At 57.0% G+C, this 23,729-nt stretch carries 23 protein-coding genes and 2 pseudogenes; 13 read left to right on the forward strand and 12 right to left on the reverse strand.

The features are described 5' to 3' along the window. Positions 1 to 372 precede the first annotated feature (372 nt). On the reverse strand, positions 373 to 1,245 hold the full coding sequence (locus BMX68_RS11505) for a LysR family transcriptional regulator (protein ID WP_017131211.1): 873 nt from the start codon (positions 1,243 to 1,245) through the stop codon (positions 373 to 375). Between the two features lie 250 nt (positions 1,246 to 1,495). Between BMX68_RS11505 and ampC the strand changes: the two genes are divergently transcribed. Together ampC and BMX68_RS11515 are read left to right on the forward strand one after the other, a co-directional pair. Further along, positions 1,496 to 2,662 (forward strand): class C beta-lactamase, encoded by a 1,167-nt coding sequence (gene ampC, locus BMX68_RS11510; protein WP_017131210.1) that lies wholly within the window; start codon positions 1,496 to 1,498, stop codon positions 2,660 to 2,662. A gap of 35 nt (positions 2,663 to 2,697) precedes the next feature. Then, on the forward strand, positions 2,698 to 3,099 hold the full coding sequence (locus BMX68_RS11515) for a hypothetical protein (RefSeq protein ID WP_017131209.1): 402 nt from the start codon (positions 2,698 to 2,700) through the stop codon (positions 3,097 to 3,099). Between the two features lie 95 nt (positions 3,100 to 3,194). Here the strand turns inward: BMX68_RS11515 and BMX68_RS11520 are convergent, their stop codons facing one another. After that, complete coding sequence (locus tag BMX68_RS11520; protein WP_026013092.1) at positions 3,195 to 4,106, reverse strand: helix-turn-helix domain-containing protein; 912 nt, start codon at positions 4,104 to 4,106, stop codon at positions 3,195 to 3,197. A gap of 173 nt (positions 4,107 to 4,279) precedes the next feature. Between BMX68_RS11520 and BMX68_RS11525 the strand changes: the two genes are divergently transcribed. From BMX68_RS11525 to BMX68_RS11535, 3 genes are read left to right on the forward strand one after another with little or no spacing between them, the layout of a single operon-like run. After that, positions 4,280 to 5,638: a glutamine synthetase family protein gene (locus tag BMX68_RS11525; protein ID WP_017131207.1), complete on the forward strand. Its 1,359-nt coding sequence runs from the start codon at positions 4,280 to 4,282 to the stop codon at positions 5,636 to 5,638. A gap of 34 nt (positions 5,639 to 5,672) precedes the next feature. Next, a complete protein-coding gene (locus tag BMX68_RS11530) occupies positions 5,673 to 6,761 on the forward strand; it encodes a polyamine ABC transporter substrate-binding protein (RefSeq protein ID WP_017131206.1) in 1,089 nt (362 codons plus the stop codon). Further along, positions 6,758 to 8,059, forward strand: coding sequence for an NAD(P)/FAD-dependent oxidoreductase (locus tag BMX68_RS11535; RefSeq protein WP_017131205.1), 1,302 nt, complete (start codon positions 6,758 to 6,760; stop codon positions 8,057 to 8,059). Before BMX68_RS11530 ends, BMX68_RS11535 begins: the two co-directional genes overlap by 4 nt. 74 nt (positions 8,060 to 8,133) lie before the next feature. Here the strand turns inward: BMX68_RS11535 and BMX68_RS11540 are convergent, their stop codons facing one another. The 5 genes and pseudogenes from BMX68_RS11540 to BMX68_RS11560 all read right to left on the reverse strand — a co-directional run. Continuing rightward, positions 8,134 to 9,363 (reverse strand): D-amino acid dehydrogenase, encoded by a 1,230-nt coding sequence (locus BMX68_RS11540; RefSeq protein WP_017131204.1) that lies wholly within the window; start codon positions 9,361 to 9,363, stop codon positions 8,134 to 8,136. Between the two features lie 64 nt (positions 9,364 to 9,427). Continuing rightward, entirely contained in the window at positions 9,428 to 10,087 is a 660-nt protein-coding gene (locus BMX68_RS11545; RefSeq protein ID WP_017131203.1) for a ribonuclease T2 family protein, read from the reverse strand. Between the two features lie 184 nt (positions 10,088 to 10,271). Further along, positions 10,272 to 11,549, reverse strand: a complete 1,278-nt coding sequence (locus BMX68_RS11550; protein ID WP_017131202.1) for a serine/threonine transporter — start codon at positions 11,547 to 11,549, stop codon at positions 10,272 to 10,274. 212 nt (positions 11,550 to 11,761) lie between these two features. Continuing rightward, positions 11,762 to 12,361: pseudogene (locus BMX68_RS11555) on the reverse strand (integrase core domain-containing protein); the annotation flags it as partial. A 17-nt stretch (positions 12,362 to 12,378) separates the two neighbouring features. Beyond that, positions 12,379 to 12,909: pseudogene (locus BMX68_RS11560) on the reverse strand (IS3 family transposase); the annotation flags it as partial. Positions 12,910 to 13,250: 341 nt separating this feature from the next. Between BMX68_RS11560 and BMX68_RS11565 the strand changes: the two are divergent. Together BMX68_RS11565 and BMX68_RS11570 are read left to right on the forward strand one after the other, a co-directional pair. Further along, on the forward strand, positions 13,251 to 15,149 hold the full coding sequence (locus BMX68_RS11565) for an AAA family ATPase (RefSeq protein ID WP_157214223.1): 1,899 nt from the start codon (positions 13,251 to 13,253) through the stop codon (positions 15,147 to 15,149). 45 nt (positions 15,150 to 15,194) lie between these two features. Continuing rightward, on the forward strand, positions 15,195 to 16,250 hold the full coding sequence (locus BMX68_RS11570; protein ID WP_074862203.1) for a DNA cytosine methyltransferase: 1,056 nt from the start codon (positions 15,195 to 15,197) through the stop codon (positions 16,248 to 16,250). A gap of 223 nt (positions 16,251 to 16,473) precedes the next feature. Here the strand turns inward: BMX68_RS11570 and BMX68_RS11575 are convergent, their stop codons facing one another. Continuing rightward, positions 16,474 to 17,370, reverse strand: coding sequence for a hypothetical protein (locus BMX68_RS11575; protein WP_017131198.1), 897 nt, complete (start codon positions 17,368 to 17,370; stop codon positions 16,474 to 16,476). Positions 17,371 to 17,666: 296 nt separating this feature from the next. Here BMX68_RS11575 and BMX68_RS11580 point away from each other — a divergent pair, with 296 nt between their 5' ends. After that, a complete protein-coding gene (locus BMX68_RS11580; RefSeq protein ID WP_060782276.1) occupies positions 17,667 to 18,212 on the forward strand; it encodes a DUF4946 domain-containing protein in 546 nt (181 codons plus the stop codon). A gap of 44 nt (positions 18,213 to 18,256) precedes the next feature. On the opposite strand, the gene gorA is transcribed toward BMX68_RS11580, so the two are convergent. Both gorA and galU read right to left on the reverse strand, forming a co-directional pair. Beyond that, positions 18,257 to 19,615 (reverse strand): glutathione-disulfide reductase, encoded by a 1,359-nt coding sequence (gorA, locus tag BMX68_RS11585; RefSeq protein ID WP_017131196.1) that lies wholly within the window; start codon positions 19,613 to 19,615, stop codon positions 18,257 to 18,259. Positions 19,616 to 19,755: 140 nt separating this feature from the next. Next, positions 19,756 to 20,595: a UTP--glucose-1-phosphate uridylyltransferase GalU gene (gene galU / locus BMX68_RS11590; protein WP_017131195.1), complete on the reverse strand. Its 840-nt coding sequence runs from the start codon at positions 20,593 to 20,595 to the stop codon at positions 19,756 to 19,758. 258 nt (positions 20,596 to 20,853) lie between these two features. Between galU and BMX68_RS11595 the strand changes: the two genes are divergently transcribed. Together BMX68_RS11595 and BMX68_RS11600 are read left to right on the forward strand one after the other, a co-directional pair. Continuing rightward, positions 20,854 to 21,036 (forward strand): hypothetical protein, encoded by a 183-nt coding sequence (locus BMX68_RS11595; protein WP_017131194.1) that lies wholly within the window; start codon positions 20,854 to 20,856, stop codon positions 21,034 to 21,036. A 12-nt stretch (positions 21,037 to 21,048) separates the two neighbouring features. Then, positions 21,049 to 21,330 carry a hypothetical protein gene (locus tag BMX68_RS11600; protein WP_017131193.1) on the forward strand — a complete coding sequence of 94 codons (282 nt, stop codon included), beginning with the start codon at positions 21,049 to 21,051 and terminating at the stop codon, positions 21,328 to 21,330. Between the two features lie 12 nt (positions 21,331 to 21,342). Here the strand turns inward: BMX68_RS11600 and BMX68_RS11605 are convergent, their stop codons facing one another. After that, positions 21,343 to 21,699, reverse strand: a complete 357-nt coding sequence (locus BMX68_RS11605; protein WP_017131192.1) for a hypothetical protein — start codon at positions 21,697 to 21,699, stop codon at positions 21,343 to 21,345. Positions 21,700 to 21,907: 208 nt separating this feature from the next. Here BMX68_RS11605 and BMX68_RS11610 point away from each other — a divergent pair, with 208 nt between their 5' ends. Genes BMX68_RS11610 through alkB form a run of 3 tightly spaced genes read left to right on the forward strand, consistent with a single transcriptional unit; the run spans position 21,908 to position 23,108 of the window. Then, positions 21,908 to 22,213 (forward strand): DUF1883 domain-containing protein, encoded by a 306-nt coding sequence (locus tag BMX68_RS11610; protein WP_017131191.1) that lies wholly within the window; start codon positions 21,908 to 21,910, stop codon positions 22,211 to 22,213. A 41-nt stretch (positions 22,214 to 22,254) separates the two neighbouring features. Further along, positions 22,255 to 22,419 (forward strand): hypothetical protein, encoded by a 165-nt coding sequence (locus BMX68_RS25910; protein ID WP_169316087.1) that lies wholly within the window; start codon positions 22,255 to 22,257, stop codon positions 22,417 to 22,419. Positions 22,420 to 22,451: 32 nt separating this feature from the next. After that, a complete protein-coding gene (alkB, locus tag BMX68_RS11615; protein WP_017131189.1) occupies positions 22,452 to 23,108 on the forward strand; it encodes a DNA oxidative demethylase AlkB in 657 nt (218 codons plus the stop codon). 112 nt (positions 23,109 to 23,220) lie between these two features. Here alkB and BMX68_RS11620 read toward each other — a convergent pair whose 3' ends face one another. After that, positions 23,221 to 23,679, reverse strand: a complete 459-nt coding sequence (locus BMX68_RS11620) for a GyrI-like domain-containing protein (protein ID WP_017131188.1) — start codon at positions 23,677 to 23,679, stop codon at positions 23,221 to 23,223. Positions 23,680 to 23,729: the final 50 nt, after the last annotated feature.

Raw genomic sequence — 23,729 nt, forward strand, 5'->3', positions numbered from 1 at the left:
TAAGACCCCGTGGCCACTCAGAAAAGCAAATTCGCCGAGAGGGTGTAGGCATGTCGATACGCAAGCAATTGCGCTTGCGTCAGCCACTGTGCCCACTTGCGGCCAGTCCCGTGTCATGCGCCGACTCCGTCTGCGCCCCTATGACACAACGCTTGAATCATCACTTCGATTGATCATTCAAATCGCAAAACAGAATTTTTTATTTCCTGCGATTCGCTACAAGATGGGCCACCTTCTACCCCGCCGGACCCTCAATCATGAATCTGAATTTGACCATTGCTTGTGCAATCGTAGTGTCTTTTGCCATTGCCCTGATTCACGTCTGAAGCTGCGCACGATCTTTGCTGGCGGTTATGCACATCGCCAAGCGGCTCAGGAAAGCTGCTCAACCAGCCAACGGCGAAAGGTAGCCATCGCCGGTGTCGGCGCACGTGACTGTAGCCTTGTCAGCCAGTAACTGCCCGTGGCGATGCTTATATCGAAGGGTTGGCGAATATCACCGGAGTCCAATTGCCGGGAGAACATCATCGACGGTGCCAGGGCCACGCCTACCCCTTGCAGCGCTGCCTCTATCATCGCCAACGAAGAATCGAAGACAATGCTGTTGCAGACCTGGCTGTTGCTCGGCAATCCGGCAGCCTGAAACCATTCGGACCACTCGTCCACGCAGTAGGAACGCAGCAATGTCTGTTTCAACACATCCGCCGGGGTGTGGAGTTGCCGTTCGATTTCCGGAATGCATAAGACCGACAGTGGCGCCTCCAACAAGCGCATGGCGTCGATTCCATGCCATGCCCCCGCGCCAAATCGGATGGCGAAGTCGAGCCCTTCGGTAGCCACATCCACCCGGTTGTTGTGGGTCGACAGACGCAGGTCGATAAACGGATGGCTGGCCTGAAAATCCCTTAGCCGTGGCAATAACCAACCCACCGCGAAGGTGCCTACCGCTCCCACTGTCAGGACCTCGCGGTAATGCCCGCCCTCGAACCGGCCCAAGGTCTGCGCGATGCGATCAAAGGAGTCGCGTAGCACCGGCAACAGGCTTTCGCCTTCGGCGGTCAGCATCAGTCCGCGGGATAAACGCTTGAACAACGTAACCTTCAACTGACTTTCAAGCCCCTTGACTTGATGGCTGACCGCCGCTTGGGTTACGCACAACTCCACTGCCGCCCGGGTAAAACTCAGATGCCGTGCCGAGGCTTCGAATGCACGTAGCGCATTCAGGGGCAGGTGAGGTCGAAGCACGCTTTAACTCCTAGTTTTTCTAATGGCTAATCCGAAAATTTGTCGTTTGTCGCTAACCAGATCATCGCTTAGATTGAGCCTCGCAGTGCAATCAAGGTCCCTTGTTGTCCCGAATTTCACAGCCTTTACCAAAGTCCGATATATCGATCGTTACCCCATCAGCTATGTCGAACACGGACGTGTTTTGCGCTGAAGCCTGCTCGGCGAAAACGTAACAAAATAAGACAACATCCACGGAAAATAGCCGACTATGCCAAAAAATATCCCTTTCAGTAGCACATTATTCGCTACCACCCTTTGCCTACTCAGCTCCGTAAGCTGCCTGGCCACCGCCGCGACACCCATCGAACTCAAGGCAGTGGTGGACGCCACGATTCAGCCGCTTATGCAGGAACAGGGCATTTCCGGCATGGCCGTAGCCGTGCTCGCCCAGGGCAAGACACATTACTTTAACTACGGTGTCGCCTCCAAGACCGGCAAAGAGGCAGTGAGCGAAAACACCCTGTTCGAGATCGGCTCGGTCAGCAAGACCTTTGCCGCCACCCTGGCCGGCTACGCCGTCGCCCAGGGCAAGTTGTCGCTCGCGGAAAACGCCAGCCACTACCTGCCCGAGCTGCGTGGCAGTGCCTTCGACAAGATCAACGTGCTTGACCTTGGCACCTACACCGCCGGCGGCCTGCCCTTGCAATTTCCCAGTGAAGCGGACAGTTCCGACAAGATGATGAGCTATTTCCAACACTGGAAACCGCCCTATCCTGCCGCCGAACAACGGCAGTACTCGAACCCGAGCATCGGCCTGTTCGGCTATATGGCAGCCAGGAGCCTGGGCCAGCCGTTCGACGACCTGATGGAAAAGACACTGCTCCCCAAAATGGGACTGCAGAGCACTTACATCAGGGTTCCGAAGGCTCAGATGAGCCGTTATGCCCAGGGCTACAGGAAAGACAACTCCCCTTCCAGGGTTGGCCCTGGAGCGTTGGACTCCGAAGCCTATGGCATCAAGACCACCTCCAGCGACCTGCTGCATTACGTTCTGGTGAACATGAACCCACAACAGTTGGAAGCACCGTTGCAGCAGGCAATCGCCTTGACACACACCGGCTACTACCAGTTCGGGAACACCACACAGGGCCTGGGCTGGGAGCTTTACCCCTACCCTGTCAAGCTGGATACCTTGACCGAGGGTAATTCGAACAAGATGCTCGATCCGCAAAAAACCAGCTGGTTCAAGGCACCCCAACCACCCCACGCCGATAGCTGGGTCAACAAGACCGGCTCGACGGGCGGCTTTGGCGCCTATGTCGCCTACGTGCCGGCCAAGGAAATCGGCATTGTGATTCTGGCCAACAAGAACTACCCGAATCCGCTACGGGTCAAGGCCGCCTATGAAGTGCTCAGCGCGGTGCAACGCCAATGAGCAAAAACCATCCAGATTAACTATGATCGGAGTCCATGAGCCCCACGCCTGCGATCCGCCAGCCCTGTCCACCCGGCGCCTGCATTTGCGAGCGAGAGCGACTGTTGGACACACCCGGCACCGACCTGCGAATCCTGCGCCTGACCCGCCAGGAAGAAAAGGTGTTGCTCGACCGGCTCGCAGACCTCAAGAGCCTGGCTGACCTCGAACGCCTGCAACAGAGGATGTATGAACAACTGGGCATTCGCGTGACCATCGCCCCAGGGCATAACGAAGTGCGCACCATGCGCGGCATCGGCATTCATATCGATGAACTGCCCGGGATGTGCCGCAAGACGCGTCAGTCGATCCCGGCAGCGATTCGTCGTGGCCTGGAGAAGCGCCCGCACATCGCCTTCGAACTGCTCAACGCTCACGACTTGCTGGGCGGTCTCTGAGACTCGCCTGGGCTCTGTACAAAATTTCGAGCGAAGGCCAGGCCAGCCGGCTTTCAACGCCGCATGCGCGAGCGCCGATGCATTTCGCACAAAGCCTAGCGAATCAGTTGCCGACGTTTCAGGGTCTCGCTCGGCAACTCCTTGAACAGCGCCCGGTAGCTGCCGGAAAATCGCCCCAAGTGCCAGAACGACCAATGCATCGCCACCTCGGCAACCGTGGTCTCCAGATTACGGCTGCGCAGCAACTCATTGCGTGCGCTGTTCAGCCGGCGCAGACGCAACCAGTGGCTCGGAGTCATCCCGGTGAACGCCTTGAAGGCATGCTGCAACTGGCGCAATGAAACCCCGGCGACCTGGGCAAGTTGCAGCAGGTTGAGAGTCTCCTCGGGAGTATCGACCGCCCATTCGCCGATACGCTTCATAATCCCCCGCTCCTCCGCTCGGCGCCGCAGCGAACCTGGGTCCAGGCGCACGCAGGCGTTGTCGAGGATATACAGGCAGTCTTCCAGCAGTTGCTCAGTCAAGGCTTCCCGACTCGGCGGATCAAAGGTCTGTGCCAGACGCGTCAGCGTCCCGCTCAGCCAGCGGCTGAACAACGCGTTTTGCTGCGAATTGAGCGGCGCCAGGAACAGCCCCTCCAGCCGTGCGACATCCAGGCCGTGGCGCCGAACGAACTCCGGCCCGAATACCACCGCCACCTCCCGATAGTTCTCCGGGGTGATCCAAATATTGCGACTCTCGCCGTTGAGCATATACAAGGCGTTGTCACTGCGATCGAAACAGAACGCCAGCGATCCTGTCGGCGCGCTGAAACTCTGCTCGATGCGGGTATTCATACACTCCTCGTAGATCTCCACGCCATGCAGGTCCAGATAACGAATCTGCCCGGCGAAATGCCCCGGCGACATTTGCTGGTAATGCTGGACCCAACCCGGCGTCGCCCGTATCTGCTCGGCCACATCGGCGGTGTTGAACGCTTGCACCCGCAAGGGGGTTGACTGTGTCATGGGCTGACCATCGCGCACTTTTTTGGTGCGTCTTAGGGATAAAAAAATGGATAGATGGAACCGCAACGCTCGCTCAAGATAGTCGTCAATGCGCTACAGGGGAAGCTTCCCGCTATTTTTTTGGCAGGCGGGAGGTCTAACCTGGCGTTGATAAAACCAACGACGAGGTCCTTATGAATGCCCCTTTCGATCAGCTGTCTTCCTGGCTGAAAGAACACAAGATTACCGAAGTAGAGTGTGTGGTCAGCGACCTGACCGGTATCGCTCGCGGCAAGATAGCACCCACCAACAAGTTCCTGCATGAACGAGGCATGCGCCTGCCGGAAAGTGTGCTGCTGCAAACGGTAACCGGGGACTTCGTCGACGACGATGTCTATTACGACCTGCTCGACCCCGCCGATATCGACATGATCTGCCGGCCCGACGCTTCGGCGATCTATGTGGTGCCATGGGCCATCGAGCCGACCGCTATCGTGATCCACGACACCTTCGACAAACAGGGCAATCCGGTCGAGCTGTCGCCGCGAAATGTCCTGAAGAAGGTCCTGCAGCTCTACACCGACAAGGGCTGGCAACCTATCGTGGCCCCCGAGATGGAGTTCTACCTGACCCAGCGTTGCGAAGATCCGGACCTGCCCCTCAAGCCACCCTTGGGCCGCTCGGGCCGCGCCGAAAGCGGTCGACAGTCGTTCTCCATCGATGCCGCCAACGAATTCGATCCGCTGTTCGAAGATGTCTATGACTGGTGCGAGTTGCAAGGTCTGGACCTCGACACGCTGATCCACGAGGATGGCCCGGCGCAGATGGAAATCAACTTCCGTCATGGCGACGCCCTCGACCTGGCCGACCAGATCACTGTGTTCAAGCGCACCCTGCGCGAAGCGGCACTCAAGCACAACGTCACCGCGACCTTCATGGCCAAGCCCATCGCCGACGAACCCGGCAGCGCCATGCACCTGCACCAAAGCGTGATCGACATCGCCACCGGCAAGCCAATCTTCGTCAATGACGACGGTTCCAAGAGCCAATTGTTCCTGCATCACATCGGCGGCTTGCAGAAATACATCCCCAAGGTCCTGCCGATGTTCGCCCCCAACGTCAACTCGTTCCGCCGCTTCCTGCCGGACACCTCGGCGCCGGTCAACGTCGAATGGGGCGAGGAAAATCGCACCGTCGGCCTGCGCGTACCGACTTCCAGCCCCGAGGCCATGCGCGTGGAAAACCGCCTGCCGGGCGCCGACGCCAACCCGTACCTGGCCATTGCCGCCAGCCTGCTGTGCGGTTACTTGGGCATGATCGAAGGCATCGAGCCCAACGCCCCCGTGGAAGGCCGAGCCTATGAACGCCGCAACCTGCGGCTGCCCATCACCATCGAAGACGCCCTGGCTCACATGGAAGACTGCCCGACCATTGATCGCTACCTAGGCACCCAGTTCGTGCGCGGCTATGTGGCGGTCAAGCGGGCCGAACATGAGAACTTCAAGCGTGTGATCAGCTCTTGGGAGCGCGAGTTCCTGTTGCTGAGTGTCTGACTCCTGGGATAAAAACAATTAAACGAGGTGCGCTATGCGTCTATTGAAATCCGCGATTCCGGTTGCCCTGGCGCTGCTGTTCAGCGCCACGGCTCATGCTGAACCGACCGTCAGTGTCTACAACTGGACCGACTACATCGGTGAAACCACCCTCGCCGACTTCCAGGCGAAGAACGGCATCAAGGTGATTTATGACGTGTTCGACTCCAACGAAACCCTGGAGGGCAAGTTGCTGGCCGGACGCACCGGCTACGACGTGGTCGTGCCTTCCAACCATTTCCTCGCTCGCCAGGTAAAAGCCGGGGCCTTCCTCAAGCTCGACCGTTCGCAACTGCCGAACTGGCAGAACCTCGATCCGAAACTGCTCAAGCTGCTGGAGAAAAACGATCCGGGCAATGAGCACTCGGTTCCTTATCTGTGGGGCACCAACGGCGTCGGCTACAACGTCGAGAAGGTCAAGCAGGCCCTGGGCATCGACCATATCGATTCCTGGGCCGTGCTGTTCGAACCCGAGAACCTGAAGAAACTCAGCCAGTGCGGCGTGTCCCTTATGGACTCACCGGACGAAGTGTTCCCGGCGATCCTCAACTACATGGGCATGGACCCGCTCAGCTCCAATCCCGAGGACTACAAGAAAGCCGAGGCCAAGCTGCTGACCCTGCGGCCATACATCACCTACTTCCACTCCTCCAAGTACATCTCGGACCTGGCCAACGGGGATATCTGCGTCGCCTTCGGCTACTCCGGCGACGTGTTCCAGGCCGCCAACCGGGCCAAGGAAGCCAACAATGGCATCAATATCGCCTACTCAATTCCCAAGGAAGGCGCCAACCTATGGTTCGACCTGATGGCGATCCCCGCCGATGCGAGCAATGTGAAAGAGGCCCATGCCTTCATCAACTACTTGCTCGATCCCCAGGTGATCGCTAAGGTCAGCGCGACCGTCGGTTACGCCAACCCCAACCCCGCTGCACAGCAATACATGGATACCGAGCTGGTACACAATCCCGAGGTCTACCCACCGCAAGAAGTCCTCGACAAACTGTATATTTCAACCACCCCGAAACCGGAAATCATGCGCCTGATGACCCGCTCCTGGAGCAAAGTGAAGACCAACAAATGATCCATGACCGCACAATGGAACATACCCGCTCCTATTACGCCGCGTCCGCCCACTCGATACCGGATCGTCCCCGACTCGAATCGCATCTGAGCGCCGATGTCTGCGTGATCGGCGGCGGTTTCACCGGTGTCAACACGGCTATCGAGCTGGCCCAGCGCGGACTTTCGGTCATCCTGGTCGAGGGTCGGCGAATCGGTTGGGGCGCCAGCGGGCGCAATGGCGGTCAGTTGATCCGCGGCATCGGTCATGATGTCAGCGGTTTCGCCAAGTACGTCGGCACCGACGGGGTGCGTTACCTGGAACGTGCCGGTATCGAGTCGGTGGCGGTGGTCGGCGATCGTATCCGCCAGCATGCCATCGACTGCGACCTGCGCTGGGGTTTCTGCGAACTGGCCAATACTGCAGCGCAGTTCGCTGCGTTGCGCACCGAGCAGGAGCATCTGGCGGAGCTGGGCTACAGCCATGAAACGCGGCTTGTCGAGCCACGGGACATGCGCCAGGTGGTGGCTTCGAGCATCTATGCCGGCGGCCTGATCGACATGGGCTCGGGCCATTTGCATCCGCTCAACCTGGTCCTCGGCGAGGCGAGCGTGGCCGAGTCGCTGGGGGTACGGATCTTCGAGCAGAGCCCGGTACTCGAACTGGTTCATGGTGACACCGTGCAGGTACGCTGTGCCGCCGGTTCGGTGCGCGCCGGCAGCCTGGTGCTGGCCTGCAATGCACACCTGGAAGACCTGGAGCCACGGCTGAACGGCAAGGTCCTGCCCGCCGGCAGCTATATCATCGCCACCGAACCGCTGACTCCGGCAATGGCTGCCGAACTGATCCCGCTGGACCTGGCGCTGTGCGACCAAAAGGTTGGCCTGGACTACTACCGCCTTTGCGCCGAGCGCCGCCTGTTGTTCGGCGGTGCCTGCCACTACTCCGGGCGGGACCCCGCGGACATCGGTGCCTATATGCGACCGAAGATGCTCAAGGTATTCCCGATGCTGGCCGATGTGCGCATCGACTACCAATGGGGCGGCAAGATCGGTATCACTGCCAACCGCTTCCCCCAAGTAGGACGTTTGCAGCAACACCCGAATGTATTTTATGCCCAGGGATACTCGGGTCATGGCGTCAACGTGACCCACTGGACCGCGCGCCTGCTGGCCGAAGCCATCCATGCCGGCCAGAGCCGGGGCATGGACATCTTCGGCGCGGTCCCGCATATGACCTTCCCCGGCGGCAAGGCCTTGCGCTCGCCGCTGTTGGCATTGGGGATGTTATGGCATCGGTTGCGCGAAGTGCTGGGTTGAGGGGGAGCGGCGTTACACAGGCGCGCTCCTCTACTCCCTCGGGGACATGGGTGGGGCAAGAATCAGCGGCGCTTTCAGCCGGTCGTGTGTTCGACCAGTCGAACCAGTCGCCGCGCACTGCCGAAGGCCAAGGTCATGCCCAGTGCGCCATGGCCGGTATTGAGGTACAGATTACCGCCCGCAGGGCATTCAAGCACAGGCCGACCGGTGGGCGTGGCCGGCCGCCAGCCACTCCAGGGCTGACAATCCGCGGTGTTCCAGCCGGTTCCGAACAGTGCCTCGGTCGACGCTCGCAGTTGCTCGATGCGCGCAGCCGGAATCGATGCATCCATCCCACACAACTCCACCATCCCCGCAACCCGCAGGCGCTCGCCGATACGGGCGAACACGGTCTTGCGGCGTATGTCGGTGATACTCACCAACGGTGCCCGGCTGTGCTCGGTAATCGGCAAAGTAATGCTGTAGCCCTTGAGTGGATACACCGGTAGGTGGCTGCCCAGTTGCGCCAGCAAGCCGGTGCTATGAGCCCCCGCCGCCAGCACCACGGCCTCGCAGTGCAGCACCTGAACCCCGTCACGGGCATGCCGCAGGTTCAATGCGTCGATCCGCTGGCCCTGGCGTTGGAAGCCCTCGACCTTGTGCCCGAACAAAAATCGCACGCCTTCATCGGCCATGATCCGAGCCATTTCGCGACACAGCTTGAGACCATCCACCACACACTCGTTGTCGGTATGAATCGCGCCGTGGAACGCCGACCGGTAGCCGGCCAGCGCGGGCTCTATCGCCACCGCTTCGCCGGCGCTGATGGATTGCTGATGCGATCCCAGGCCGGCCTGAAAGCGCAGTTGACGCTGCGCCTTGTCCAGGCTCTCAGCATCTGGGTACAGCACCAGTTTTCCGGTACGGGTAAAATCGCAATCGAGGTGCTGCTCCTGCATGAACGCCTCCAGAGCGTGTCGACTCTCGGCTGCCAGCGCCAGTAGCTCCACGGTGGTCTGGCGGGATACCGAGGTCCGGCAGGCCGCCAGGAACTCCATGCACCAGCGCCATTGCTGCGGGCTCCATTGCGGGGTGAAGCGCAAAGGGCCGCTACGGTCGAGCAGCAGTTTCGGGATACCCGCCAACAATGACGGGTCGGCCAGCGGCTGCACGTAGCTGTAGCTCAACTGCGCGCCGTTGCCGGCCACGGCGCCCATGCCGGGACCGGACGCCTGCTCGACAACCGTGATCCGATGCCCGGCCCGGTGCAGGAACCAGGCGCTGCTCAAACCGACAATACCCGCGCCCACCACGCAAATGTCCATTACACCTGCTCCTTGCCCGGCGCCCGGCCGCTCGGGGTCATCTTCAAACAGACCTGTGTCTGGCTCAACGAACCGGAGGCAATCGCACCTTGCCGGTCCGGCATTGGCTGTTCACGCCCTTGCCGCAGGATGCGTATTCCAAGTCCCGATGCAGGCACACCCTCACCTCCGACAGTTGCGGGCCGCTACAACTCACCGACACCCCATCGTTCGGCATGCCTGGATTGCTCTGCCGGAACAACTGGGCGATTTCCTCGGCGGAGAACTCCCGCACCTGCGTGGAGGGTTGCAATGCATCGGGAATCCGTACCTTGCCCAATGCCCGATCGGTGGTGTCCAGATAAGCGCTGGCGCCCAGGCCGCTGCAGGTGCCGTGTTTTTTCCACTCATGCTTCATCAGCTGGGCCGTCGGAAACAGCGTCAGGCCCTGTTGACGCTGCTCGACCGACAAGGGAGTCAACGGCGCGCAATTCTGCGGCCAACCGCCCTGTGCGTATTGCGGCCAAAGGCCGTGAAGCACAAAGCCGTAGCCCTTGCCGGTGCATTGTGCGCTGCCGGCATGGGTCAGGCAGAATGTCGGCGACCAGGACAATGCCAGCAGGTAATAGTCGAACTCACCGGCCTGCCCGCGTTGCTTGTCCTTTCTGGAAGATTGCTGGTCCGCCCAGACACCACCCCCCAGCGATACCAATAAAAAAGCCAGTACCACGCAGATCAATTTCATGCTGATGTCCTATACCTTGTAAGAATGGGTTCTCCTTCACCCCTGACTCTAATCACGACTCAGCACCCATTGTGTTAAATAAATTATTAATACCCCTTACAAAACAGTAACATTTGATAAAATTGTCAGTCGTCCAAGGTCTAATGGCAGTGGCCATATCGAGCGGCAACCGGGCCGTTCGCCGTCAGGTCGACAGCGAGTAAATCAACGCAGAAATCGCCACCAGGCCCACCAGTGTCACGAACACATTGGAGATCTGCCCGGAGTACTGACGCATGGCGGGCACCCGACGGATTGCATACATCGGCATAAGGAACAACAGCGCCGCGATAATCGGCCCACCGAGGGTCTCGATCATGCCAAGGATGCTCGGGTTCAGGGTTGCCACCAGCCAGCAGATCAGCAGCATGAACGCGGCCGTCATGCGGTCCAGGGCCTTGGCCCCCGGCTTGCGGCCACTCTTGGCCACCAGCCCCTTGAGGCCTTCGCTGGCGCCGATATAGTGCCCCAGGAATGATTTGGCGATGGCCACAAAGGCAATCAGCGGCGCGGCAAAGGTAATGGTCGGGTTGCTGAAGTGGTTGGCAAGATAGGACAGGATCGACAGGTTCTGCGCCTTGGCCTCAGCTAATTGCGCCGGCGACAGGGTCAGCACGCAGCTGAATACGAAGAACAGCACCATCACCACCATCAGGCCGTGAGCCCGGGCCAGGATCAGGCTGCTGCGCGCTTGGGCATGCACGCCATAACGACGCTTCTGGTCAACCGCAAAGGCGGAAATGATCGGCGAATGGTTGAACGAAAACACCATCACCGGAATCGCCAGCCACAGCGTGTGCAACAACGCCGAGGGTTGCGGCAAGCTGTCGGCAGTGGCGAGAATGCCGCCATTCCAGTGGGGAATCAGAAACACTGCGAGAAACAGCAAGGCAATTATGAACGGGTAAACCATCATACTCATGGCCTTGACGATCACCTGCTCGCCGCAACGCACCACCGCCAGCAGGCCGAGGATCAACACCAGGGACAGAATGGCTCGCGGCGGCGGCGTGATCTGCAACTGGTGTTCGAGGAAACTGCCCACGGTGTTGGTCAGGGCGACGCTGTAGATCAACAGGATCGGGAAGATCGCGAAGAAATACAGCAAGGTGATCAACGCCCCGGCCGTCAAGCCGAAATGCTCTTCCACCACTTCGGTGATGTCCGCGCCGTCGCGCCCGGAGAGCACGAAGCGGGTCAAGCCACGGTGGGCGTAGAAGGTCATGGGGAACGCCAGCAGCGCCAGGATCAACAGCGGCCAGAAGCCACCCAACCCCGCGTTGATCGGCAGAAACAGGGTCCCGGCACCGACCGCCGTGCCGAACAGGCCCAGCATCCAAGTGGTGTCGTGGCGGCTCCCGTTGCTCAGTGAAGCGGATGCCGATTCATAGCGTTCGTCGGCGTTGTTGGCCTGGTCATTCATCCGGTCGAATCTCCGTTAGCCGGTCATTACCACGCGACCGGAGCAGAAAAAACGCGTCACAGGCAGTGCCCCGGCCATAAGAGGGGCGCGATTGTCCGGGATTAAGCTTAAGAAGCAAAGGGTTAGCTGAGCAACGGTCGATTGTGCCAGTGTTTCTGGGGATTCCTGTACGTGGACTTGCCCCTACCAGAAGACCGGACACCAACTCCCCGTTAAATTGATGCGGCTGCCAAGCGCCTAAATTCTCTCGGCGACCGATATTTCAAGGCGCTGTGTGGATGCTGCTCGTTGTAATGCTCGAAGGCAATCGTCAGATTGCGCAAGGTCGTTTCTCGATCCGGTTTGGGCATATGAGCCACATAATCACGCTTGATCGTCTTCGCGAAACTCTCCGCCATACCGTTGCTCTGCGGGCTGCGCACGGGTGTAGTCACCGGCTCCAAGCCGATCTGGCGAGCAAACTGACACGTCTGCTCGGCGATATAGACCGAGCCGTTATCGCTCAACCATTGCACCGGCGTGCTCGGTAGTTGATCCCCAAATCGCTTCTCCACACTTTCCAACATCAAGTCTCGGATGTCATCGCCGCTGTAGCCTGTCGGGCTGGCGACCCAGCCAATGGCTTCGCGGTCACAGCAATCCAGCGCGAAGGTCACGCTCAACTTCGCACCGTCGTCGCAGCGGAACTCGAAGCCGTCCGAGCACCAGCGGGTATCACTGGTCATGACCGCGATTCGGCCTTCATGCCTGCGCTGGACGCCGGGCTGCTTTACGCGTCGTTGTAGCAGCAGATTGTGATCGCGCATGACGCGACCGCCTGGCCCAGCTAGTCAACCAGTAACTGATGTTCTGGCAACAATGTCAGTTGTCTTCGTTGTCGGTCCCCCAGTAGTCGTTGAGCTTTTTTCGCAGTATCAACAACGCGGCTGTTCCAGCGAGCGCCTTGTCTTTGCGGCGCAGTTCGCGCTTAAGTTCGTGGATACGTTTCTTGTCTTTGAGCGCCTGCTCCCACTCTTCTTTTTGCAGAGCCTTTTGCGATTTCTGGCCGGTGATGAAGGCTTGTCGCCAGGCCGTGATTTGCTCGGGGTAAAGGCTTTTGCGGCGGCAATACTCGCCCAGTTCGATCTCGGACAAACCGGACGCTTCAAGCGCGACAGCAAACTTGGTTTCGACTGACCAGTTCTCGGTCAGTTGCTTGTTTTCGGACACTGTATTTCCTTCAGAGCTGAGCTGCTTGCGCCAGTTGGACAAAGACATTTCGCCGCCCCTTCGCGCCGGGAAACCTCGGCCATCGACAGGTTCAGCGGGGAAGCATCATCTTGAGTAATGCGGCTCTGCGTTCAGGTGAATAGTACGGCACGACCAGTCTCTTTCCGTCCCCGATATGCTTTTTTAGGAAAGTTCGCAGAGGCGACAACTATCCTGACACGGAGGCCTGTCGCCAAGGACGTTGAGAACGCGAGTAAAAGCAGTTAAGACCTATCAAATCGCTGGATTGATCAGGTAGTTTTTTATAAGATCAACAGAGCAAGGCTCTCGGGCGTCAACCATGCTCGATCCTTGGATTTAACTACACCATATGATCTGGGAAAAAACACCTATTAAGTCAATATTTATATGCTAGGTGTTACATGGCAGCTATCTGTAGCAGCTAGTTAAAAACGACATAATTTGATGCACATATTTGGGGAACAGGGAAAGATGTTGAACTTGAGGGAAGAGCTAGCCAAGCTTGAATTGACTCGTGGAAAATATGAAAAAATATTCCCTGGTTATATCACCCATATACGGTTTCCCCGATATAAAAATATTGTAGATGACACTCGCCTCGATTTCACCTTCCCAATTACAGCTTTGGTAGGAGTAAACGGATCAGGTAAGACCTCGGTACTGAATGCTCTGTATGGTGCCCCTGCTCGAAAATCTACAGGGCAGTATTGGTTCAGCACTAAAGTCGATCCTATCGAGGAAGGTGAAGGCAGCCCGAGTCGATTTATTTATGGTCATCAAAATCCGACGCTCAAGGCAGTAGTAGAAACCAGAAAGGCTCGAGTGAGGAAATTTAGAGACGGCCGTCTTGACCCGAACTATTGGGAGCCAACAAAAGAAAGCCCGGGCGACGACATGGTCGAGCCCGCACTAAAGCAGGGAAAAAAATACATAGGGCGCAGCAAGGATAGATGGAATCCCGTTATGCGAAAAGTGCTCTACATTAACTTTCGAAAAGAAATAAGCGCGTTTGATAAATATTTTTATTTTGGTAAAAATCCAGCATTACAAACTAGTGCTAAGCCTATGCCAGTAGAACCGATGAAAGATGCCAGCGCCAAAGTCGCTGACGCGAGTCCTAAAAAGCCTAATCCACGCCGTATAATAAACAAAAAAGATCAGGTCAGGCATGATGCCGAGTTGCTATCTCGAGTGATTGCAGCAGGTGATACATCGTATCTTTACCGAAATCGTAAAGTAGCCACAGAGAATCGGCTACTAAATCAAGAAGAACTTAAAACTGTAAGTTTCGTGTTAGGCAGAGACTATGAGGAGGCGCGCTGGATTCGGCATCGGCTATTCAAGGGGGATGGTGGGCTTAGCATCGTATTCAAAACAAAACATGGAAGGTACTCCGAGGCCTTTGCAGGTAGTGGAGAAGTTGCAGTAACCAGTTGTGTTGTTCAGGTTCTCGGGACCACAAAAGGTACCTTGATATTACTCGATGAGCCCGAGGTCTCTTTGCATCCAGGTGCGCAAGAACGATTACTCGCGTTTTTGGCGTGCAGAGCTCGCAGCTGGCAGCTCCAGATTGTATTTTCAACGCACTCGCCTCACTTGGTTGCTGCATTACCTGATGATGCCATTAAAACCTTCCATCAGCTGGATGATGGGCGGTTTTCTGTTATTCCGTCGACGCATCCCTATGCAGCTTTCCGACGACTGGGAGCAGAAGATGGAGGCCGAGTTCGCGTTATAGTAGAAGACCGTCTAGCCAAGGAAGTAGTACAACAGGCCCTGCTTACCCTCTCCGATGACGCAGAACGGCGAGTATTTAACGTTGAGTACCCCAGCGGCGGCGCGGACACGATTCTGATGTATCAGATCCCTGTGTTGATTGATACACCAATGCATACATTGGTTCTTCTTGATGGGGATAAACGCCGAGTAAACGAATTTATTGATCCAAGTGCAATTCCTGAATCTCAAAACTCAACTCTTACACAGATCATAAAAGACTCTGTGGGTCTTGAGCCTCGCTTGATCGTCGATGGTGGAGCAGGAGGTGGGAATACGCTGCAACTATTCAATGCCCAAAGAAAATATTTAGCTTGGATTCGGAAGAATGTGGAATTCATTCCCACGCAGTCCCCGGAGGAATTGGTGCTCCGTGCCGCAGGTAAGGCCGACCCAAAAGCATTGACCTCACTTGAGCATAAGGATACCTTAAGGCATTTGGTGGAAGAATTATTTGGAAAGGATGTAACCAATGAACGAACAGATGAATTTGGTGTGACATTGCTGGCTACCAATAGATCGACTTCTAAAGAAATTCATGAACTTGCCCAGATTCTTAAGAGCTATCTGGCGTCAGCTCAAAAAATCACATAGATTACCAAATATTGCGATTATTGATGTATAAATTGGTTTTATGATATGATAAGTACTCTGGGAAATATTGATCAACGATTGTACGCCATAGATCTATTTAGTGGTTGCGGTGGATTGACTCTTGGCTTGAAGAAGGCTGGTTTTGCAGTCCTCGCCGCAGTGGAAATTGATCACAAAGCGCAAGCGACTTATAAGCTTAATCACTCCAAAGTCCGCCTTTACAAACAAGATATACGAACATTAGATCCTTATCAGCTACTGCATGATATCGGAATGCAACCAGGGGATTTAGATCTACTTGCAGGTTGTCCTCCATGCCAAGGTTTTTCTCGCTTGCGCACCAAGAATCAGCAAATATCTGTTCAAGATGATCGAAATGATCTTGTAAGTGATTTCTTCAGGTTCGTAGAAGTTATGAAACCTAAGGCCATCATGCTGGAGAATGTACCTGCTCTAGCGAAAGATCCTGGATTTCTCGCGCTATGTAAAAAACTTGAGACCCTTACATATAAAATCGTCGTAAACGTATTGGATACCGCGGACTATTCAGTACCTCAAAGGCGTAAACGATTGATTATGTTAGCTTCTCTTGTACACACCCCTGCGCTAGCGAGCAAATCCTTAAAGCGGGTTACAGTTCGCGAGGCGTTGAGGAGACTGGAAAGCCCGAAGCTGACTAAAGATACACTTCATGCTGTAGGGGAAAACCGCACACCTGAAGTTCGTCAGCTGATTTCTTTGATTCCGAAAAATGGTGGTAGTCGTAAAGATTTACCAGATCAATACAAGTTAGAGTGCCATAAAAAATCCGATGGATTCAACGATGTATATGGGCGAATGGCTTGGGATGAGGTGTCGCCTACCATTACTAGCGGTTGCCACAATCCCTCTAAAGGCAGGTTTCTTCATCCCGCAGAAGACCGAACAATTACGCTTAGGGAAGCGGCAATTCTTCAGGGCTTCCCCCTGCGCTATAAATTTGACGTGAGCCATGGAAAAGAATCCATCGCTTTGATGATTGGTAACGCACTTCCACCGCCGTTCATTGCAGCCCACGCAGGTGCACTGGGCGAAGGCCTGAGAAACGCGCATATTTCCTGACTGTTTTGAATACTGTGATGCGTTCGGTCTCTTCGGTGAAGGCTCAGAACTGCACACGTCACATCCAACAGGTTGCGTGCTGGTTTGGTTACGGAATCGCGCACCTAAACAGCATTTACTAGCGTATTGATACGCTGGCCCGTCAGGTCGCCTGTAGCCAAGTTTATTCATGTGCCCATGGGGATGCAAGGTGCATGGGCATGCGGGGAGTGTATCTCAGGGGTTAAGACTCACCAAGGAGAGCAGTAAATTCGATCCCCTTGGGACGTATCCAAAGCTTCCCGTTTTTAGCTGATTTCCTCAGCGTTCCGAAAACCAAAAAATGCATACCGTCTAGTTGGTCGGTTGTCATTTTATGATGGGCGAGGAAAGGTTTTAAATCTTCTCGCTCGATAAGGACACTAACATCGTCTTTAAATCCGGTGTTGATCCATTGAGGTCCGCCGTACCCCTGTTTAGTGTCAAGAATATCCCCCCAAAACCCCCTGAACTCGCCCACGTGATCGTCATTTACATCTGAGAAGTTCATGAACAAGTCTTTGACTCGATAGGTTCCAACGTCAGGTAGCTCAACGGTTTGCTCAGATTGCCGAAACGACCCAGAATAAATCAAGTTTTTGAGGATTGGCCGAAGCCGCCTGTGCGACACCGAATTTTTGCGGCCCCCCGTTCCATTATATCGACCACCACTGGAACCTCCGTTACCGCTAGTTTCAGGATCACCATTGGTTTGTCCAACTTGACTATGCTTAAGATCGAGAACGATATGATCCCCGGGGTTGTGCAACATGTCCTTGTCATCGCCGCCGCCTTCGCCTCGCTCTGATTCAGGTGCTGCTAGAAAGCAGCTCAGGTGAGGACGCGCTCGAAAATGCGGGCCTTGACCGCTCTTGGCCTCCTTCACAAATAAGGCCCTTGTTCCGCATTTAGTGCAGACCAAGTTGCGTCTTTTTGAAGCAAGCTCAGATGGCGGGAGCTTGGCGAATTTCGAGGCATAATATTCAATGCCATCGAGCGTACATTTAGCGATATCCATTAGCGATTCCTCCAATTCGTGCAAGAGGAATAACAGAAACTCAGTGGCTTGGCGACCGATCTCAACGTGCAGATTGCCGGACATCTCAACGAATGCTTGCTGACCACGGCAGCGGTTTCTTTATGTTTACGTTCGCCCAGGCTGCTGGGGCCAGCAACGATAGTCGCGGCATCGATAAATGCCTTGAACCGAGTCAAGCCCTCTTCGTCCTGGCACGTGGCGCGACGGTATTCCACTGTTGCCGGGGCGATCTTTCTGGCCTAGGTGGCAGAGAGCACCATTGCCCCTGCAACGACCTTGAGCAAAGATGCAAAGAAATCGGCCTCATCTATTGATAAACTGTAACGATTGATCTCAATCTTCCTTGTCAGTGCCTGTCCATGATTCCTGTGCAACGCCACGCCTGCTTCATCACCCTCCTCCTGCTGCTTGGCGGCTCGTCGGCCCTGGCTGACGAGTTGATGGTCAGTTGGCCCGGCGACTGGGAAGTACAGACGCTACCGCCGGTTCAAAATGCGGCGGGCGAGGTCATCGGCGGGCTGCGCCAGCGTGCGGTGAAGAACGCCCCCAACGGCGATCCGATGATGGTCATGGAACTGACTCAATCGGTTCTCAATCCCGGTCACGAGGTCAACCTTCCCGGTGTATTGCTGGAAATGCGCAAGGCCGTGCAGAAGAATTTCGTCGAGCGCGGTTTCATGAGCGTGTGTAATCGCATTCACGAGAGCAGCCTGGGCGGTTTGGCGGCGGTGGAAACCACCTGCACCATCACCCAGAACGGCGGTCACGTGATGACCCAGACCCTGGTGGCCGCTGCCCATGACGGCAAGGCCTATTCCCTGCTGTACGCCGGCTCGGCGGACGGCTACAAAGCGCTCGAACCAACCGTCAACGGTATCCGCGCCGGCCTGCGCCTACAGCCATGAGCCCTCTCGCCCACGGCGAGCGGGCGCCGCCGCCAAGGCCATGATCAGTTGGCGACGGGCGTGCGCAGGGTGACAAACTCTTCCGCCGTCGTCGGATGGACACCGATGGTTTCATCGAAGTGCTGCTTGGTGGCACCGGCCTTCAGGGCGACCGCCAGGCCCTGGATGATTTCACCCGCCTCGGGACCGACCATATGGCAACCCAAGACCTTGTCGGTGCGAGCATCCACCACCAGCTTCATCAAGGTGCGTTCCTGACTCTCGCCCAGGGTCAGTTTCATCGGCCGAAAGCGGCTTTCGAAGATCTGTACCTTATAGCCCTGCTCCCGCGCCTGCTCTTCGCTCAGGCCCACCGTACCGATATTCGGCTGGCTGAACACGGCGGTCGGAATCATGTTGTAGTCGACCGCACGATACTGTTCGGGCTTGAACAGGCGCCGGGCCACCGCCATGCCTTCGGCCAGGGCGACCGGCGTCAGTTGCACGCGACCGATCACATCGCCCAAGGCCAGGATCGACGGCTCGCTGGTCTGGTACAGGTCGTCGACCTGGATAAAGCCGTGTTTGTCCAGCTTCACCCCGGTGTTTTCCAGGCCCAGGTTGTCCAACATCGGACGTCGACCAGTCGCATAGAAGATGCAGTCCGCTTCCAGCTCGCGGCCATCCTTGAGGGTGGCTTTCAGGCTGGCGTCGGCCAACTTGTCGATACGTTCGATATCGGCGTTGAACTGTAGGCCCAGGCCGCGCTTGCCGAGCTCTTCGGCCAAGTGCTTGCGCACCGCACCATCGAAGCCGCGCAAGAACAGGTCGCCGCGATACAACAGTTGGGTGTCGGCGCCCAGACCGTTGAAAATGCCGGCGAACTCGACGGCGATATAACCACCGCCGACCACCAGGATGCGCTTGGGCAGCTCCTTGAGGAAAAACGCCTCATTGGAACTGATGGCATGCTCATGCCCGGCAATTTCCGGAATCTGCGGCCAGCCGCCAGTGGCGATCAGGATATGCCTGGCACTGTAACGCTGGCCGTTGACCTCGACTTGATGCGGGTCCACCAGCTTGCCATGGCCTTCGAGCAAGGTAACGCCGCTGTTGACCAGCAGGTTGCGATAGATGCCGTTGAGGCGATTGATTTCCTTGTCCTTGTTGGCGATCAGGGTCGCCCAGTCGAAATTCGCCTCACCCGGCGACCAGCCGAAGCTTCGCGCTTGCTCGAAGTCCTCGGCAAAGTGCGAGCCGTACACCAGCAACTTTTTCGGCACGCAGCCAACGTTGACGCAAGTCCCTCCCAGGTAGCGGCTCTCGACCACCGCCACCTTGGCCCCGAAACCAGCGGCAAACCGCGCCGCACGTACACCGCCGGAACCGGCGCCAATTACAAACAGATCAAAATCGTAGGCCATTTCCATCTCCTCGGCAGACACACAGCATAACCGCTGTAGCCTTTTTTGGTCAGCCCCACTCACCGTACAGGCCATTAGGACGTCCCAAAAAAAAGCCACCCCGCGGATGGCTTTTGAGTTCTACTGGAGGCTGCTCTGGCTTAATAAGCCTTGCCGGCCTTGTAGAAGTGCTCGAAGCAGAAGTTGGTTGCCTCGATATAGCCTTCGGCGCCACCACAGTCGAAACGCTTGCCCTTGAACTTGTAGGCAATCACACAACCGTCCTGAGCCTGTTTCATCAGGGCGTCGGTGATCTGGATTTCGCCACCTTTGCCAGGCTCGGTCTGCTCGATCAGGTTGAAGATGTCCGGGGTCATGATATAGCGACCGATGATCGCCAGGTTCGAGGGTGCGTCTTCCGGTTTTGGCTTCTCGACCATATTGCGTACACGGTACAGGTCGTCACCGATCAAGTCGCCGGCGATCACCCCGTATTTGCTGGTTTCCTGCGGATCGACTTCCATGATCGCGACAATGGTGCAGCGGTACTGCTTGTACAGCTTGACCATCTGCTTGAGCACGCCGTCACCTTCGAGGTTGACGCACAGATCGTCCGCCAGGACCACGGCGAACGGCTCATCGCCGATCAGCGGACGGCCAGTCAGGATCGCATGCCCCAGGCCCTTCATTTCGGTCTGGCGGGTGTAGGAGAACGAACATTCGTCCAACAAGCGACGGATACCGACCAGGTATTTTTCCTTGTCAGTGCCCTTGATCTGATTTTCCAACTCATAGCTGATGTCGAAGTGATCTTCCAGTGCGCGCTTGCCACGACCCGTGACGATCGAAATCTCGTTCAAGCCCGCATTCAGCGCTTCCTCGACGCCGTACTGGATCAGTGGCTTGTTCACCACCGGCAGCATTTCTTTAGGCATGGCTTTAGTCGCTGGCAGGAAGCGAGTACCGTAACCGGCTGCTGGGAACAAGCATTTCTTGATCATATGAGTCCTTAAAAAGGGCGGTGTGTCCGAGTTTCGGCGCAGTCTAATCAGGCGGCGCTCACCTTACAATGCCTCGCCGACAGCAGACTGACGCCCACATAGAGAAAAACTGGCGCGGATAGTTCCAGAAGCCTGGTAAATAGTACGGCGCCCATGGAACACTTCCACGCGCGCCAAGGCAGCAATTGTAGCTGCCAATACCAACTTGCGCCTAAGCTATGGTTGCGGCCCCTCCATCCCTCCCAATGAGACAGATCAATGTCGACAGCAAAAAAAGTGAACGGTTACCTGATCAACCCAGCAAAAGACGGCCAATGGTGGGTTGCCAGTGTCGATGGCGAGAACATTGCCGGGCCGTTCCCGACCGAAGCACTGGCTATTGAAGTGGCGACGGTTTTCCAGGACACCCCAGCCCCCACCGCCACGCGTCGTGGCAACTGAAGGCTGAATCCTATGAAACGGCTTCTGGCATTGATTGCGGTACTGGCGCTGGGCGGATGCGCTACCGCATCCAAGACCTACCTGAACAACGGTCGGCAAGGCCTGGAGATCGACTGTTCGGGCCAGGCCATGTCCTGGGCCCAATGCTACGAGAAGGCCGACGCTTCGTGTGCCGGGACCGGCTACACCCTCGTCGGCACAGACGGAACACCGCAGCCCGCCGAAAGCGACAAGACGCTGGGCGTGGATGTCGGCAACTTCAAGAGCCGCACGGTGGTGGTGGTCTGCAAGTGACGAAGGCCGGCCTCAGGGTTGACCGGAAATGCAGCGGGTAGCCGCATCGAGCACCGCGCTGGAGCGCAACGGGAAGTTCGACATACTCTCGTAGAGCTTGATGCTGCTGCCGTTGGCGCGCTCATCGATATCCAGCAGCGCGGCCGGCGAGGTAGACAGCCGGTCACGCACGACCATCTTGATCCCGCTCTTGTGGGGCGTCAGCAACGAAGGGCCACGGCTCTTGGTCAGGATGGTGTCCACGCACTGGGCATATTCATCGGGCTTCTTGCCCGAAATCACGTTCAGCGTCGCAGGTGTCTGCTGGATCTCCTGCACACTCGCACAACCACTCAATGCCAAGAAAACGCCCCAAACGCCCCACTTCATGAAAAACCCTCCGATAAAGACGCTCCGACAGCACTCATGGAATTTTTCTCCCTCGCAACTGAATTAAATTCAACTTCTATGGCAACAAGACAGTGTAATCCGTCAAACTTGTCAGCCTGTCCGGAGAATACCTCCATCGTAGCCGCAAGCCCCGCTACACCACATGCTATCTTTTTGATTTTGTAGAAAAAGCCTTCTGGAGGCGCCCATGAAATTCATCCACCAGCGCGAGCACCTCAACGAAGACGACATTGTCGTGATCGAATGCTCCCAGACCTGCAACATCCGCCTGATGAATGATGCCAACTTTCGCAGCTTCAAGAATGGTGGCCGTCACACTTACCACGGCGGGGCCTTCGACAGCTTCCCGGCCAAGATCACCGTGCCGAGCACCGGGTTCTGGAACATCACTTTGGACACAGTCGTCACCAAGCGCGCCCTCAGCGTCACCCGCAAGCCGAACCTGACGCATTCGATCCGCATTATTCGCCGTTCCAGCTCGAAACTGCGTTAATTGAGCGTACACAGCCACCTTCTCTTGTTACTGGAATGACCGTGACCACCCAATATGTCATCAAATACACCCTCAACGGTGAACGCCGCTTCGATTTCGCCCAACTGGAAAACGGCACTGAAGCCGAAGCCCGCGCCGCGCTGGAAGCAATTTATGGCGAAGGTGACGATGTCATCGTCGTTATGAAAGTCACTAAGGCCCTATAAGCAAGCACACGAAGGGCCTGACGAGACAGCCCATGACCCTTGATCTGTTTGCCGCCGACGATCTACAGCAACCCGAGCGCAACGAGCGGATCGGTGAGCAGTCGTGGGTGTTGCGCGGTTTTGCCCTGCCCTGGGTCGAGCGCCTGCTCCCGGCCTTGCAAAACGTGCTACGCCAGGCGCCGTTCCGGCAGATGGTCACTCCAGGCGGCTTCACCCTGTCCGTCGGCTTGAGCAGTTGCGGCGCCCTGGGCTGGACCACCGACCGCAGCGGCTACCGCTACAGCGCCGTCGACCCGCAAAGCGGGCGGCCCTGGCCGGCCATGCCCGAAGTGTTCCGGCATCTGGCGGTCGATGCCGCGCAGGCAGCGGGCTTTGAGCAGTTCACTCCCGATGCCTGCCTGATCAATCGCTATGTACCGGGGGCGAAGATGTCCCTGCACCAGGACCGCAACGAGCAGGACTTCAACGCTCCGGTGGTGTCCGTATCACTGGGTTTGCCGGCGATGTTCCTGTTCGGCGGCCATGAGCGCAGCGACAAAACCCTGCGCGTTCCGCTGTTCCACGGCGATGTGGTGGTCTGGGGCGGCGTCGACCGGCTACGCTATCATGGCGTGCTGCCGATCAAGGACGGCCACCATCCACGGTTGGGCGCCGAGCGCATCAATTTCACCTTGCGGACAGCCGACTAGCGCCTCAGCGGTTGACATCCACCAAGATCGGTTCCCAGCCTGCCCGGCGAGCAACGACGGCGCCACCAAATCGACTGCCCAGAACGTACATGCGGCCTAGATGCCGATCGGCTCAAGCGACAATTCCGATATATACCGCGACGCTGTCCGGCCCGGTATAGGCCTCAAAATCGGTGGCGAAGCGACGCTGGCCCGGGTGCTGCTCGAAGTAGGACCAGATCGCCTGCCAGATTTCGATTACCGTCTGCGGCATGGCGCCTTGGCCGGCGAAAACCAGATAGGGGCCGGCCTGCACCTCAAGGGTCGGATAGCCTGGCGCGGGCGCCGTCACCGCCACTGCGGCGCTCACATCGAAATAGCCGCTGGCATCGGACTCGTAGCCGGAGTAGACCCCGTACACTGGCGATTCCGGCTGACGGTTGGCAATGCGTTCGGCCAAGTCGTCGGCGAAAAAGCCACCCCACAACCCGCCGATCCTTGCTGTTGAGGCCTGCTGCTCGTCCTGGTTGCAAGTCCGAACTCGTGGGCCGGATACTTGGAAAGCAGCCACTTCCACGCGTTTCACATCCATCCGAATCATGCTCCTGAGTGAGTATTTTTGACCTGCGACAACTTTAGGTG

Origin of the sequence: Pseudomonas agarici (assembly GCF_900109755.1) — a bacterium.
GTDB classification, from domain to species: domain Bacteria; phylum Pseudomonadota; class Gammaproteobacteria; order Pseudomonadales; family Pseudomonadaceae; genus Aquipseudomonas; species Aquipseudomonas agarici.

Coding starts and splice junctions, on each gene's coding strand:
- ampC (WP_017131210.1), top strand. CDS start 1,496: ATGCCAAAAAATATCCCTTTCAGTAGCACATTATTCGCTACCACCCTT.
- BMX68_RS11515 (WP_017131209.1), top strand. CDS start 2,698: ATGAGCCCCACGCCTGCGATCCGCCAGCCCTGTCCACCCGGCGCCTGC.
- BMX68_RS11520 (WP_026013092.1), bottom strand. CDS start 4,106: ATGACACAGTCAACCCCCTTGCGGGTGCAAGCGTTCAACACCGCCGAT.
- BMX68_RS11525 (WP_017131207.1), top strand. CDS start 4,280: ATGAATGCCCCTTTCGATCAGCTGTCTTCCTGGCTGAAAGAACACAAG.
- BMX68_RS11530 (WP_017131206.1), top strand. CDS start 5,673: ATGCGTCTATTGAAATCCGCGATTCCGGTTGCCCTGGCGCTGCTGTTC.
- BMX68_RS11535 (WP_017131205.1), top strand. CDS start 6,758: ATGATCCATGACCGCACAATGGAACATACCCGCTCCTATTACGCCGCG.
- BMX68_RS11540 (WP_017131204.1), bottom strand. CDS start 9,363: ATGGACATTTGCGTGGTGGGCGCGGGTATTGTCGGTTTGAGCAGCGCC.
- BMX68_RS11545 (WP_017131203.1), bottom strand. CDS start 10,087: ATGAAATTGATCTGCGTGGTACTGGCTTTTTTATTGGTATCGCTGGGG.
- BMX68_RS11550 (WP_017131202.1), bottom strand. CDS start 11,549: ATGAATGACCAGGCCAACAACGCCGACGAACGCTATGAATCGGCATCC.
- BMX68_RS11565 (WP_157214223.1), top strand. CDS start 13,251: ATGTTGAACTTGAGGGAAGAGCTAGCCAAGCTTGAATTGACTCGTGGA.
- BMX68_RS11570 (WP_074862203.1), top strand. CDS start 15,195: ATGATAAGTACTCTGGGAAATATTGATCAACGATTGTACGCCATAGAT.
- BMX68_RS11575 (WP_017131198.1), bottom strand. CDS start 17,370: ATGTCCGGCAATCTGCACGTTGAGATCGGTCGCCAAGCCACTGAGTTT.
- BMX68_RS11580 (WP_060782276.1), top strand. CDS start 17,667: ATGATTCCTGTGCAACGCCACGCCTGCTTCATCACCCTCCTCCTGCTG.
- gorA (WP_017131196.1), bottom strand. CDS start 19,615: ATGGCCTACGATTTTGATCTGTTTGTAATTGGCGCCGGTTCCGGCGGT.
- galU (WP_017131195.1), bottom strand. CDS start 20,595: ATGATCAAGAAATGCTTGTTCCCAGCAGCCGGTTACGGTACTCGCTTC.
- BMX68_RS11595 (WP_017131194.1), top strand. CDS start 20,854: ATGTCGACAGCAAAAAAAGTGAACGGTTACCTGATCAACCCAGCAAAA.
- BMX68_RS11600 (WP_017131193.1), top strand. CDS start 21,049: ATGAAACGGCTTCTGGCATTGATTGCGGTACTGGCGCTGGGCGGATGC.
- BMX68_RS11605 (WP_017131192.1), bottom strand. CDS start 21,699: ATGAAGTGGGGCGTTTGGGGCGTTTTCTTGGCATTGAGTGGTTGTGCG.
- BMX68_RS11610 (WP_017131191.1), top strand. CDS start 21,908: ATGAAATTCATCCACCAGCGCGAGCACCTCAACGAAGACGACATTGTC.
- alkB (WP_017131189.1), top strand. CDS start 22,452: ATGACCCTTGATCTGTTTGCCGCCGACGATCTACAGCAACCCGAGCGC.
- BMX68_RS11620 (WP_017131188.1), bottom strand. CDS start 23,679: ATGGATGTGAAACGCGTGGAAGTGGCTGCTTTCCAAGTATCCGGCCCA.